The organism is Nonomuraea sp. NPDC005983 (genome assembly GCF_040614375.1).
Classification (GTDB): domain Bacteria; phylum Actinomycetota; class Actinomycetes; order Streptosporangiales; family Streptosporangiaceae; genus Nonomuraea.
Window position 1 is genome coordinate 1 of the sequence record NZ_JBEXUP010000083.1, and the last position, 12,466, is coordinate 12,466.

The 12,466-nt window shown below is 71.0% G+C and carries 11 protein-coding genes; 4 read left to right on the forward strand and 7 right to left on the reverse strand.

Translation table 11 applies throughout. The features are described 5' to 3' along the window. Positions 1-885: PASTA domain-containing protein (locus ABZ297_RS30090; protein WP_355352790.1), on the forward strand; the 885-nt coding region annotated here is incomplete at its 5' end. A gap of 4 nt (positions 886-889) precedes the next feature. Here the strand turns inward: ABZ297_RS30090 and ABZ297_RS30095 are convergent. From ABZ297_RS30095 to ABZ297_RS30110, 4 genes are read right to left on the reverse strand one after another with little or no spacing between them, the layout of a single operon-like run. After that, positions 890-1,696, reverse strand: coding sequence for a carbohydrate ABC transporter permease (locus ABZ297_RS30095; protein WP_355352793.1), 807 nt, complete (start codon positions 1,694-1,696; stop codon positions 890-892). Then, on the reverse strand, positions 1,686-2,648 hold the full coding sequence (locus ABZ297_RS30100) for a sugar ABC transporter permease (RefSeq protein WP_355352796.1): 963 nt from the start codon (positions 2,646-2,648) through the stop codon (positions 1,686-1,688). The genes ABZ297_RS30095 and ABZ297_RS30100 overlap by 11 nt, the downstream gene beginning before the upstream one ends. Before the next feature lie 57 nt (positions 2,649-2,705). Next, a complete protein-coding gene (locus ABZ297_RS30105; protein ID WP_355352799.1) occupies positions 2,706-3,956 on the reverse strand; it encodes an ABC transporter substrate-binding protein in 1,251 nt (416 codons plus the stop codon). After that, positions 3,953-5,182: a Gfo/Idh/MocA family oxidoreductase gene (locus tag ABZ297_RS30110; RefSeq protein WP_355352802.1), complete on the reverse strand. Its 1,230-nt coding sequence runs from the start codon at positions 5,180-5,182 to the stop codon at positions 3,953-3,955. The genes ABZ297_RS30105 and ABZ297_RS30110 overlap by 4 nt, the downstream gene beginning before the upstream one ends. Positions 5,183-5,280: 98 nt before the next feature. On the opposite strand from ABZ297_RS30110, the gene ABZ297_RS30115 reads away from it, so the two are divergent. Beyond that, positions 5,281-6,378, forward strand: coding sequence for an ROK family transcriptional regulator (locus tag ABZ297_RS30115; protein ID WP_355352805.1), 1,098 nt, complete (start codon positions 5,281-5,283; stop codon positions 6,376-6,378). Between the two features lie 362 nt (positions 6,379-6,740). Here ABZ297_RS30115 and ABZ297_RS30120 read toward each other — a convergent pair whose 3' ends face one another. Then, positions 6,741-7,271 carry a TetR family transcriptional regulator gene (locus ABZ297_RS30120; protein ID WP_355352808.1) on the reverse strand — a complete coding sequence of 177 codons (531 nt, stop codon included), beginning with the start codon at positions 7,269-7,271 and terminating at the stop codon, positions 6,741-6,743. A 95-nt stretch (positions 7,272-7,366) separates the two neighbouring features. Here ABZ297_RS30120 and ABZ297_RS30125 point away from each other — a divergent pair, with 95 nt between their 5' ends. Further along, a complete protein-coding gene (locus ABZ297_RS30125) occupies positions 7,367-9,571 on the forward strand; it encodes an MMPL family transporter (protein WP_355352811.1) in 2,205 nt (734 codons plus the stop codon). Beyond that, positions 9,568-11,091, forward strand: a complete 1,524-nt coding sequence (locus ABZ297_RS30130; RefSeq protein ID WP_355352814.1) for an MMPL family transporter — start codon at positions 9,568-9,570, stop codon at positions 11,089-11,091. The genes ABZ297_RS30125 and ABZ297_RS30130 overlap by 4 nt, the downstream gene beginning before the upstream one ends. A gap of 50 nt (positions 11,092-11,141) precedes the next feature. On the opposite strand, the gene ABZ297_RS30135 is transcribed toward ABZ297_RS30130, so the two are convergent. Continuing rightward, positions 11,142-11,492 carry a hypothetical protein gene (locus tag ABZ297_RS30135; protein ID WP_355352817.1) on the reverse strand — a complete coding sequence of 117 codons (351 nt, stop codon included), beginning with the start codon at positions 11,490-11,492 and terminating at the stop codon, positions 11,142-11,144. Positions 11,493-11,620: 128 nt separating this feature from the next. Continuing rightward, positions 11,621-12,355 (reverse strand): BTAD domain-containing putative transcriptional regulator, encoded by a 735-nt coding sequence (locus ABZ297_RS30140; RefSeq protein ID WP_355352820.1) that lies wholly within the window; start codon positions 12,353-12,355, stop codon positions 11,621-11,623. Between the last annotated feature and the right edge of the window lie 111 nt (positions 12,356-12,466).

Genomic DNA, 12,466 nt, shown 5'->3' on the forward strand with positions numbered 1-12,466 from the left:
AGCGCGGCGGTGCTGGTCACCGTGGTGGCGCCGGCGCTCAGGCGGGACGTCGCGCGGCCGCAGGCGGCGGCGAGCCCCACGGTGCTCGCGACGGACTCGCCGACGCCCCGGGAGAGCGCGACGGCTCCGCCCACACCTCACACGAACAGCTCAAGCCCCCCGGAGGAGCGGCCCAGCTCCCAGCCCCCCAGAGGCTCGTCGGAGCCGCCGCCAGTGGCGCCCGCCTCGGTGTCCGTGCCCGCGCTCGCGGGTCTGGACCGTTCCGCGGCGATCAAGGCGATCAAGCGGTCCGGCCTGTCGGCGGGCACCGTGACCCAGGTCGACTCGGCGAAGCCGATCGGCCAGGTGCTGAGCAGCGAGCCCGCCCTGGGAACCGCCGTGTCGAAGGGCTCGAAGGTGTCGTTGCAGGTGTCGGCGGGTCTGGTGGTCCCGGCGGTCACCGGGCAGCAGTCCAAGGCCGCGCGGGCGGCGCTGACCAGCGCCGGGCTGACGGTGGGCGCGATCACCCGGTCGTGCTCCGCGCTGCCGGACGGCCAGGTGATCGCCAGCAGGCCGGAGGCGGGCCGCAGGGTCTCGGGCGGCAGCCCGGTGGCCCTGGTCGTGGCCCGTCAGGGGGCCGGGGTGCCGTCCGTCGTCGGCCGGTCGCTGGAGGACGCGAGCGCCGCCCTCCGCGACGCGGGCTTCACGGTGAGGTCGAAGAGCCAGGTGGTGGACGATCCGGAGCGGGTCGACACGGTCCTGGCGCAGAGTGCGGACGCGGGCTCCTGCGCCGAGGCGGGCAGCACGGTCGTCCTGACGGTCGGGGTCGCCGGGCAGAGCGACCCCGACCCGACGGAACCTTCGGAGCCGCCCTCGCCGACCCCCACCGCATCGGGTGAGCGGTAGCCGCCTACTTCAGCGCGCCCGCCGTCAGGCCCGTGACGATGCGACGCTGGAAGAACAGGACGAGCAGCACCAGCGGGATCGTCACCAGGACGCCCGCCGCCATCTGCGTGCCGAACGGGGTGTCGAACTTGGCCGCGCCGGTGAACTGGGCGATGCGGACGGTCGCCGTCTGGCGCGACTGGTCGTTGACCATGGTGACCGCGATGATGAACTCGTTCCAGGTGGCGATGAAGGCCAGGATCGCGGTGGTGAAGATGCCCGGGGCAGCCAGGGGCAGCATCACGCGGCGGAAGGCAGTGAACGGGGTGCAGCCGTCGATCTGGGCGGCCTGCTCCAGCTCGTAGGGCATCTGGCGGAAGAAGGTGGTCAGGTTCCAGATGGTCAGCGGCAGGGCGAAGGACATCGAGGGGACGATCATCGCCTGGTAGGAGTTGATCCAGCCGATCGCGGTGAACAGCTTCAGCAGCGGGACGATCAGCAGCGCCCCGGGGAACATCGAAACCGCGATCACCAGGGCCAGGATCACGTTCTTGCCCCGGAACTGCAGCCTGGCCAGCGCGTACGCCGCCAGCGTGCCGATCACGAGGGTGACCGCGGTGGTGGTCGCCGCCACGATGAGGCTGTTGCCGAGCGACTGGCCGAAGCCCATGCCCTCGGCGAAGACCGCGTCGTAGCTCTCCAACGACCACGGCGCAGGAAATGGCGATTTGTCGTAAATGTCGGTGGTGCGGCGGAAGCTCGACACCACCATCCAGTAGAACGGCACCAGGCAGTACAACGCGATGCCGATCATGCCCGCCCTACGCGCCATCCCCGGCCTCCTTTCTCCGCGCCCGCACATCGCTCAGCAGGTCGGCTCCGAGTAGCTTGACGAACACGAACGCGATCAGCGCGATGTAGACGAACAGCGCCGTGCCGTAGGCCGAGGCTGGCCCGTAATGGACGCGGGTCGCCTCGTCCCAGATCAGCCCCGACAGCGTCTCGACCGACTCCTTGCGCGGCCCGATGAGCACGTACGGCAGGTCGAAGACGCGCAGCGCGTCCATCAGCCTGAACAGGACCGCCACCAGCAGCGCGGGCTTGACCAGCGGCAGCGTGATGCGCCAGAACTGCTGCCTGGGCGTGGCCCCGTCGACCCTGGCGGCCTCGTAGACCTCGCCGGGGATGATCTGCAGGCCCGCCAGCACGAGCAGCCCCACGAACGGCGCCGTCTTCCAGGTGTCGGCGACGACGATGGCCAGCTTGGCCCAGCCGCCGTCGGCGGTCCACAGGATGTCGGTGCCGAGCAGCGCGTTCGCCACGCCGTCGGCCTGGAAGATCCACTTCCACATCAGCCCCGACACCGCGGTCGGCACCGCCCACGGGACGAGGATGCTGGCCCGCAGCAGCGCCCGCCCACGGAAGGCGCGCTGCATGACCAGCGCCATCGCGACCCCGAGCACGACCTCCAGCGCGACGGTGACCACGGTGAACAGCGTCGTGTTGAAGGCCGCGTTCAGGAACCGGGCGCCCAGCACGCCGGCGTAGTTGGCCGCCCCGGCGAACTGCTCGCCCTCCACCACGAAGCCGTCGGCGTCGAGGGTCTGCCCGCTGGTGTAGAACGACTCGCGCATGGCCGACACCAGCGGGTAGAAGACCACGAGCGCGAGCACGATCAACGTGGGCGAGAGCATGGCGGCGGCCAGCCACGACTGCCCGCGTGGGGCAGCGCGTCCATGCCGGGAACGCCGCCGCGCGTCGGCGGGGCGGGTCGCGGTGAGCACCGGTTCTCTCCTACTCCTACGGGCGAACTGCTGGGCGGCGAAGTGCTGGGCGGCGGGCTACTTGAGCAGCGGGCCGAGCGTGCTCTGCAGCTCGGTCAGGGCCTGGTCGACGGGCTTGGCGCCCGAGACGATCGCGTACGCCGACTCCTGGATCGCCGCGGTGACGTCGCCGTACTTGACCGCCTTGGGACGCGGCTTGGCGGCGAGGATGCCCTCCTTGAGCGCGGGCAGGTACGGGTACTTCTTGATCATCTCGGGGTCTTCGTAGATCGCGGTCCTCGGCACCGGCATCGAGCTGGTCTCGGCGAACGCCTTGAGCTGCTCGGCGCTGGTCATGAACGCGATGAAGTCCTTGGCGGTCTGCTTGTGCTTGGAGAACGCCGACACGGCCAGGTTGTTGCCGCCCAGCGTGCCCGCGCCGATGCCGGTGAGCCCGGGGATCGGGGCCACGTTCACCTTGCCCGCGACCTTGCTGGAGCCGTCGGTCTTCTGCGCCGCCTCGTAGCCGTAGGCCCAGTTGCGGTAGAAGAGCAGCTTGCCCTCCTGGAAGGCGACGCGGCCCTCTTCCTCCTTGTAGGTGATGGCCTCCTTGGGGATCATCCCGCTCTTGAAGCCGTCGGCCAGGAACTGCCCGGCCTTCTTCGCCGCGTCGCTGGTCAGCTGCGGCTGGCCGGAGGCGTCGAGGAACTCGCCGCCCGCGGAGTTGACCGCCTCGGAGAAGTTGACGGTCAGGCCTTCGTACTTGTCGAACTGGCCGCTGTAGCAGGCCATGCCCTTCTGCTTGGGCAGCACCTGGTCGCAGAGCTTCTTCATCTCGTCCCAGGTCTTCGGAGGCTCCTTGACCAGGTCCGTGCGGTAGTAGAGCAGTCCGGTGCCGGTGAACAGCGGCATCGCGTACAGCTTGTCGCGATATTTCGCTGTTTCGACGGTGGTGGGGAGGAGGCCGGACACGTCCAGCGGGAGCTCGTCCACCCAGCGGTTGGCGGCGAACTCGCTGGTCCACACCGCGTCGATGAGGATGACGTCACCGGCGTCCGACTTGGTCTGGGCGTTCTGGATGAGCTTGCGGCGCTGCTCGTCGGCGCTCTCCGGCAGCAGGACGACGCCGGCCTTCTCGTTCGGGTGCGCGGCGTTCCACGCGTCCACGATCTTCTGGACCGACTCGGCCTCGAACTTGCCGCTGATGAACGTGATCGGGCCGCGTCCGCCGTCGGACTGGGCGGCCGGCTTGCTCGCCGGAGTGGACGAGCCGCACGCCACCAGGCCGGCGCCGAGCGCCGCCACTGCCGCGATATGCCTTGCTCTCATTGGGGGGTTCCTTCCAGGGTGACGGTCTCGCCGTTGAGCCGCGACCTCTCGGCGGCCCAGGCGATCAGGTGGCTGTGCAGGCTCTCGCTCGGCGAGGAGAGGATGGGGGAGCGATCCCTGGTGGTCACGGCCGACAGGAACGCGTCCACCAGCCCCTCGTCGCCGCCTCCGTGGCCGCCGGACGCCGTCGCGTCGCCCGTGGCGCGGGTGTCGACGGTCTCGGACCGCCCGGTGACGAAGTCGTGGACGACGAGCCGCTCGCCGTCGCCGTCGATCGAGCCGCGGGTGCCGAAGACACGGGTCTGCCGGTGGGCGGCGGGGGTGAAGGCCGTCATCGTGAAGGCGGCGGTCGCGCCGCTTTCGAACTCCATGTTCACCACCTGGTGGTCGACCACGTCGTTGTCGCAGGCGTAGACGCACCTTCCGTACAGGCCGGTCCTGAGCGCGTCCAGGACGCCCTGCTCGGAGAGGTCGTCGGTGAGCACCGACAGCGGCCAGACGTCCTGGCCGGCCAGCGGCAGGTAGATGCGCTTGGCCGAGTACGCGCAGTCGGCCTCCACCGGGCAGTCGAGGCAGCGGTCGGTCGCGCCCTCCGGCCGGTTCTCCGCGCGGAAGTGCTTGAGTCCGCCGAACGAGGAGACCTTGGTGACCTGCTCGCCGGTGAGGTGCACCAGCCAGTCGAGATCGTGGCAGGACTTGGCGAGCAGCATGAACGTCGACTCGTCGGTCCTGCGCCAGTTGCCGCGGACGTAGGAGTGCGCCTGGTGCCACCAGCCGACCGGCTCCAGGTGCTGGATGCTGACGATCTCGCCGATCCGTCCCGCGTCGATCAGCGACTTCAGCGCCCGGGTGTACGGGGTGTAGCGCAGCACGTGGCAGACCGCGAAGATCGCGCCGGACCGCTCGGCGGCGGCGACGATCTCACGGCAGTCGTCCTCGGAGACCGCCATCGGCTTCTCCAGCAGGATGTCGTAGCCCAGGTCGGCGAAGCGGACCGCGGGCTCGACGTGCTCCCTGTCCTGGGTCGCGATGATCACGGCGTCCGCCTGCCGGGGGAGCGCGGCCAGTTCGCGCCAGTCGGCGTAGTGCGCCGCTTCGGGGTACCTGGCGCGGCGGCCGGCGGCCGGGTCGGCCACCGCCACCACCCGCGCCTGGCCGGACTCGACCGCGTGGCGGGCATAGGAGGTCCCCCGAGAACCCGCGCCCACGACGGCGAGAGTCACCATTACGCCTCCACTTATGTAACCAGTTAACGTATGTCGGCCGATGCTAGAATCCAGGCTGGTAACCGTCAATAGGGAAGTTATGAGAAGGGGTCTCATAAGTGACCGAGCTCCGGCCGGGTGACGCTTCGCTGCTGCGCAAGGTGAACACCCAGGTCACGCTCAGAGCCCTGCGGCGGGAGGGCCTGGCCACGCTCACACAGCTCGGCCGGATCACCGGGCTGTCCAGGCAGACCGTCGAGGCGGTGCTCGACGAGCTGGGCGAGCGCGGCTGGGTCAGGGAGGCCCCGCCCGACGAGGGCGCGATGGGCCGTCCCGCCCGCCGGTACGCTTTCCGCGCCGACGCCGGCTACGTGGTGGGCGTAGACGTGGGCGGCGACAGGATCGTGGTCTCTCTCGCCGACCTCAACGGCGAGGTGCTCGCCTGCGAGCGAACCGGCGTCGCCGGTGACGCCCCGGCCCCCGAACGGCTCGAGGCCGCCCGCAGCGCGTCGCTGGCCTGCGTCGACGGCGCCGGAGTCGCGCGGACCCGGATCTGGGCCGTCGCCGCCGGCACCTCCGGCATCGTGGACCGGTCAGGACGGATCGCGCTGTCGATGTCGCTGCCCGGCTGGACGGGCGTGGACCTCGCCGGGCTGGCCGGCCGCTGGTTCGGCTGCACCGCGCTGGCCGCCAACGACGCGAACCTGGCCGCGCTCGCCGAGCACTGGCGCGGCAGCGCCCAGCACGCGTCCGACGTCGTCTACATTCTCGTCGGGCACCGGCCAGGCGCCGGCGTCCTGATCGGTGGGCGGCTGCACGCCGGGCGGTCCGGCGCGGCGGGGGAGATCGGCACGCTGCGCCAGGTCGGCTGGGAGGACGCCGCCATGGAGCTGGTCAAGGAGGGCAGCGCGGCCGAGGTGTTCGCGGCGGCCGACGCCGGCGACCCGGGCGCGCTGCGCCGCGTCGACCAGTACGCGGAGAACCTGGCGATCGGCGCGTCCGCGCTGGTGCTGGCCGTCGACCCCGACCTGCTGGTGATCGGCGGCGGCTATTCGCGCGCGGGCGACGTGCTGTTCGGCCCGCTCCGCCGCCACCTGGCGGACCTCTGCGTGAGCGCGCCCGAGCTGGTCACGTCCACGTTCGGCGACGAGAGCGTGGCCCTGGGTGCGGTCCGGCTGGCACTCGACCACGTCGAGCGAGAGATCCTTGGCCTGTAGTCCGATGAGTTTTCCGAACGGCTCCCGGTGGCGAGAAGATCTCGTTACGCTGACGGGAACTTGATCATCAGGCGGCTACATCGCCGAACCCGACCTCTGGCCGACCTCCTCCGGAGGCTGGCAGCACGTCTACGAGGCGACCGAGGCCGGGCAGTCGCCCAAGGCCGTCTTCTGGACCACCCAGGCGCACACGTCCTGCTTCGATGCGCGCGGCGACCTGGTCGGCGAACTCGCGCTGCAGTGGGCCGGAGACCGGGCCCTGATCGCGAAGGTGCTGGCCGAGACCGGGCTCGCGGTGCGGACGCCCGCGGACGACGGCACCACCTTCCTTCTCCGGCCGGCCTCGTAGGGCGACGGAGCCGCTAGATCGACAGGGCGATCCTGGTCAGGGAGGCGCGGACGACGTCCTCCGGCTGGTCCATGCTGTGCACGACGGCCCACTGCAGTGCCCCGAGCACGGCCCAGCCGCGCAGGCGGGCCTCGGTGCTCGGGTCGGGGCCGACGAGCTTGGCGAAGATCTCGTCGCTGAACGTCCTGATGGCCTCGCCCGTCGAGCCGGGCGCCGGGTCGTCGGCACGGCTGATGTCCTCCATGAACAGGCGGATCACGGTGCGGTGCCGCACGGTGAACGCGACCAGCGCCTCGACGAACGGCGGCCCGCTCAGATCGGCGCCGAGCAGGGCGAGCATGTCGTCGGCGGCGGGCGCGATCAGCTCGGTGGCCAGCCGGTCCTTCGGGTGGAAGTGGTAGGCGACGGCGGTCTTGGTCAGGCCGACGGCCGAGGCGATGTCGGCCAGCGAGGTGGCCGCGTAGCCGCGCTCGGCGAACAGCTTCTTGGCTGCCGCCAGAATCCGCCTCCGGGTGTCGTTCCCATCCTCGACTGTGGCCATCATCTCATTTCCCTGCGGGCTACAGCTTTTCCGATATTTCCCGCCTTATCGTAGGCCCTGTACGACCGTACAGGACGGCCGTCGAGGAGGGGGCACGGATGGCGGGCTTTCTGGGACGGCTGGGCGGCTGGTGTGCGCGGCACGGACGGATCGTGCTGGCGTTATGGGTGATCGCGGCAGTCGGGCTGATGGGCGGCAGCCTCGTGCTGGGCCGTCCGGTGAGCAACGACGTGAGCATCCCCGGCACCGACGCCCAGCGCGCGCACGACCTGATGCGGGACGGCTTCGGGCCCGGCTACGCCGCGGGCGGCACCGTGCAACTGGTCGTCTACTCCGACAAGGGCCCGCTCATCGACGAGCGCGCGAAGCAGGCCGTGGACCAGGCCGTCGAGCGCATCCGCACGGTCCCCCACGTGGTGAAGGTCGACACGCCGTTCCGCAAGGGAGGGATCGCCTCGAACCTCCGCATCGGCGTCATCACCGTACGCATGCAGGGCCACGACAGCAGCAAGCTCGCCGAGACCACGCAGACCCTGTCCAGGGCGGCCGACCCGGCGCGGGCCGCCGGCCTGGAGGTCGTGGCCGCCGACAGCTCGACCCCGGCCGACAAGGAGATCAAGACCGGGCCGAGCGAGATCATCGGCGTCGCGTGCGCGCTGGTGGTGCTGGTGTTCGCGTTCGGCACGCTCGCCGCCGCGCTGGTGCCGATCTTCACCGCGCTCGTCAGCGTCGCCGCGGGGCTGGGCGTGATCGGCCTGCTCGGCCATGTCGTGGACGTGCCCAAGCAGGCGGGCATCATGGCCACGATGATCGGGCTCGGTGTGGGCATCGACTACGCGCTGTTCCTGCTGTCCAGGCATCGCAAGCTGCTGTCCGAAGAGGTGCCCGTCCAGGAGTCCGTCCGGCGGACCGTGGCCAGTTCGGGCGGCGCGGTGGTGTTCGCAGGCGGCACCGTGATCATCGCGCTCAGCGCGCTCATGCTGGGCGGCTTCCCGCTGCTGCGCACGCTCGGCTGGATCACCGGCATCTCCGTGGTCTGCGCGGTGCTGACGTCGATCACGCTCGTCCCCGCCCTGCTCGGGCTGCTCGGTCATCGCGTCAACGCGCTGCGGGTGCCGTTCCTCGGCAGGAACCGCGACTCGTCCGGGTGGGCCGGGCTCGGCGCGTGGGTCGCGCGCAGGCCCTGGCAGGTGCTGGTGGCCAGCGTGGTGGTGCTGGCCGCGCTCGCCGCGCCCGCGGTCGCCCTGAAGCTGGGGCCGCTCGACGACGGGTACGCCACGCAGGGCTCGCCGGCCCGCCGTGCCTACGAGCTGATGGCCGTCGGGTTCGGCCCCGGCAGCAACGGGCCGATGAGCGTCGTCGCCGAGCTGCCCCAGCCGGTCGCCGCCGCCGACGATCCGGTCGTGGACCAGCTCACCCGCGAGATCACCGCCGTGGACGGCGTCGCGCACGTCGCCCCCGCCACGCTGAACACCTCCGGACGCGCCGTGCTGATCCAGGTGATCCCCTCGTACGCGCCCAGCGACACGCGGGCGGCCGACGTGGTGCGCGACATCCGTGCCATCTCCCTGCCCGGGATGAAGGTGCACGTCGGCGGTAAGGTGGCGGCCCTGACCGACGCGGGCAACCGTATCTCCGACCGCACCCCGCTCGTCATCGGCGTGGTCGTGCTGCTCAGCGCCCTGCTCCTGCTGTTCGCCTTCCGCGCGCCCATCGTCGCGGTCAAGGCCGCGCTGATGAACCTCGTCTCGCTGGGCGCCGCGTTCGGGGCGCTCGCGCTGGTCTTCTCCATCGGGCTCGGCAGCGCGCTGGTCGGCATGGACGCGCCGGCGAGCTCGTCCTCCCTGGAGACCCTGTTCTTCACCGTGCCGATCGAGAGCTACGTCCCGTTGATGCTCTTCGCGGTGCTGTTCGGGCTGTCCATGGACTACGAGGTCTTCCTGCTGACGGCGGTGCGGCAGGCCTACCTCGGGCACCGGGACAACGGGCGCGCGGTCGCCGAGGGGCTGGGCTCGACCGGGCGGGTGATCACCTCGGCGGCGCTCATCATGGTGGCGGTGTTCGTGGCGTTCATCGCCTACCCCGACCCGATGGTGAAGACGTTCGGGGTGGGCCTGGCGGTCGCCATCGCCGTGGACGCCACCATCATCCGGGGCTTCCTGGTGCCGGCCACCATGGTGCTGCTCGGCCGGTTGAACTGGTGGTGCCCGCGCTGGCTCGACCGCCTGCTGCCGAACCTGTCGGTCGAGGGTCATGACGAGGAGGCCGTCGCCACCCCCTCACCCGTCCCTCATCCTCGATGATCGGGCTCGGTGTGGGCATCGACTACGCGCTGTTCCTGCTGTCCAGGCATCGCAAGCTGCTGTCCGAAGAGGTGCCCGTCCAGGAGTCCGTCCGGCGGACCGTGGCCAGTTCGGGCGGCGCGGTGGTGTTCGCAGGCGGCACCGTGATCATCGCGCTCAGCGCGCTCATGCTGGGCGGCTTCCCGCTGCTGCGCACGCTCGGCTGGATCACCGGCATCTCCGTGGTCTGCGCGGTGCTGACGTCGATCACGCTCGTCCCCGCCCTGCTCGGGCTGCTCGGTCATCGCGTCAACGCGCTGCGGGTGCCGTTCCTCGGCAGGAACCGCGACTCGTCCGGGTGGGCCGGGCTCGGCGCGTGGGTCGCGCGCAGGCCCTGGCAGGTGCTGGTGGCCAGCGTGGTGGTGCTGGCCGCGCTCGCCGCGCCCGCGGTCGCCCTGAAGCTGGGGCCGCTCGACGACGGGTACGCCACGCAGGGCTCGCCGGCCCGCCGTGCCTACGAGCTGATGGCCGTCGGGTTCGGCCCCGGCAGCAACGGGCCGATGAGCGTCGTCGCCGAGCTGCCCCAGCCGGTCGCCGCCGCCGACGATCCGGTCGTGGACCAGCTCACCCGCGAGATCACCGCCGTGGACGGCGTCGCGCACGTCGCCCCCGCCACGCTGAACACCTCCGGACGCGCCGTGCTGATCCAGGTGATCCCCTCGTACGCGCCCAGCGACACGCGGGCGGCCGACGTGGTGCGCGACATCCGTGCCATCTCCCTGCCCGGGATGAAGGTGCACGTCGGCGGTAAGGTGGCGGCCCTGACCGACGCGGGCAACCGTATCTCCGACCGCACCCCGCTCGTCATCGGCGTGGTCGTGCTGCTCAGCGCCCTGCTCCTGCTGTTCGCCTTCCGCGCGCCCATCGTCGCGGTCAAGGCCGCGCTGATGAACCTCGTCTCGCTGGGCGCCGCGTTCGGGGCGCTCGCGCTGGTCTTCTCCATCGGGCTCGGCAGCGCGCTGGTCGGCATGGACGCGCCGGCGAGCTCGTCCTCCCTGGAGACCCTGTTCTTCACCGTGCCGATCGAGAGCTACGTCCCGTTGATGCTCTTCGCGGTGCTGTTCGGGCTGTCCATGGACTACGAGGTCTTCCTGCTGACGGCGGTGCGGCAGGCCTACCTCGGGCACCGGGACAACGGGCGCGCGGTCGCCGAGGGGCTGGGCTCGACCGGGCGGGTGATCACCTCGGCGGCGCTCATCATGGTGGCGGTGTTCGTGGCGTTCATCGCCTACCCCGACCCGATGGTGAAGACGTTCGGGGTGGGCCTGGCGGTCGCCATCGCCGTGGACGCCACCATCATCCGGGGCTTCCTGGTGCCGGCCACCATGGTGCTGCTCGGCCGGTTGAACTGGTGGTGCCCGCGCTGGCTCGACCGCCTGCTGCCGAACCTGTCGGTCGAGGGTCATGACGAGGAGGCCGTCGCCACCCCCTCACCCGTCCCTCATCCTCCGTCCGGCAGCGGGGCTTTCACCCGGGTCTGACGGGGACGACCCCGCCCCGCGTGCGCGGGGCGGGGTCACCAGCTGTCCGGTCACGCCGGGGGCGTGCAGCTGTGGAAGCCGGTGGTGTATCCGTGCCGGAAGCCCTTACCGTAGGCGCCTCCGCCGGACATCGTGAGGTTGAACGGCTTCTTGTTCCTGCAGTCCGACCGGCCTTCCATGTAGCCGGAGTTGTAGCCCCTGTTGAACTGTGCCTTGCCCTTAGCCCTCTTCTTCGGCGGCTTGGCGATGTTCATGTCAGGGTCGGGGACCACCGCGCTCGCGCTGGCCACGGTCGTCGTCTTCGCGTGGCTCGGGGCGGCCGAAGCAGGCGAGGCCGCGCCGAAGGCGAGAGCGCTGAGAAGTGCCGGACAGGCCAGCATCACGACTCGCTTGGTGCGCATTCCTGTCTCCTTCATCTCCTTGCCGGGCTGCCCGCGGCGATCGCCATCGGGTGGTGCTCCGGCGTTCATCGTCAGCATGGCCAGCCCCCTGTCACCGCGGCGTGACGCCGACGTGACGGCGCTCGCTCTCACGGGCGACGCGCCGAGCGCAGCCCGGCGACGAGCTCGCACAGCCGGGCCGTCGGACGCAGGCCCATCTCGGCGTTCAGGCCCAGCTCGTAGAGCTGGAACTGCCTGAGCGCCTCGGCCTGGTTGCCCTCGGCGAGATGAGCCTCGATGAGCGCCGCGCAGGCGCTCTCCCGTAGGGGCTCCGCGTGCACGGCCACGCTGGCGGCGGCGACGGCCTCGGCGTGCCGCCCGGCCTGGACGAAGCGGGCCGACAGCGCCTCCAGGGCGTGCAAGCGCAGCTGGTGCCACTGCTCGGCCTCGCCGAGGACCCACTCGTCGTACCAGCCGGGCAGCAGGCCGTGGGACAGCACCGTGATGGCCTGTGCGCTGAGGTCCGCGCCCTCGGACGGCACCGCGGGATCGAGGATGCGCTGGGCCAGCGACCTGGCCTCGTGGACGTCCACGTCCGTGTCAGGCGACAGCCGGATCTCGGTCGTGCCGACGTGCAGCATCCGGCGTCCGACGCCGTCGAGGCGGGCGAGCGCGGAGCGCAGGCTGGCGTACGCGCGCCGCTCGGGCGCGTCGGGCCAGAGGGTGGACGCCATCAGGTTCCGCGAGACGGCCTGGCAGCCGAGGGCCAGGAACGCGAGCAGGCGCTCGGAGCCGTTCGAGACGGTGATCTGGTCGTCGCCGGCCAGGAGCCGGAATCCGCCCAGGAGTGTGAGGCGGAGAGGGTGCTGGCTGCTCTTCACCATCCTCAGTCCCTTCGCAGTCCGGGATAAGAATCAGTCGGTCGCAGCCCTCCCATCGCCCACCACGATACCTATCCTGTTTGGCCTGAATTATGGGGGTTTGCGGTGTAACGG

Excerpts from the sequence above, each read along its gene's own strand:
- ABZ297_RS30095 (WP_355352793.1), bottom strand. The coding sequence starts at position 1,696 with ATGGCGCGTAGGGCGGGCATGATCGGCATCGCGTTGTACTGCCTGGTG.
- ABZ297_RS30105 (WP_355352799.1), bottom strand. The coding sequence starts at position 3,956 with ATGAGAGCAAGGCATATCGCGGCAGTGGCGGCGCTCGGCGCCGGCCTG.
- ABZ297_RS30110 (WP_355352802.1), bottom strand. The coding sequence starts at position 5,182 with ATGGTGACTCTCGCCGTCGTGGGCGCGGGTTCTCGGGGGACCTCCTAT.
- ABZ297_RS30120 (WP_355352808.1), bottom strand. The coding sequence starts at position 7,271 with ATGATGGCCACAGTCGAGGATGGGAACGACACCCGGAGGCGGATTCTG.
- ABZ297_RS30125 (WP_355352811.1), top strand. The coding sequence starts at position 7,367 with ATGGCGGGCTTTCTGGGACGGCTGGGCGGCTGGTGTGCGCGGCACGGA.
- ABZ297_RS30130 (WP_355352814.1), top strand. The coding sequence starts at position 9,568 with ATGATCGGGCTCGGTGTGGGCATCGACTACGCGCTGTTCCTGCTGTCC.
- ABZ297_RS30135 (WP_355352817.1), bottom strand. The coding sequence starts at position 11,492 with ATGCGCACCAAGCGAGTCGTGATGCTGGCCTGTCCGGCACTTCTCAGC.
- ABZ297_RS30140 (WP_355352820.1), bottom strand. The coding sequence starts at position 12,355 with ATGGTGAAGAGCAGCCAGCACCCTCTCCGCCTCACACTCCTGGGCGGA.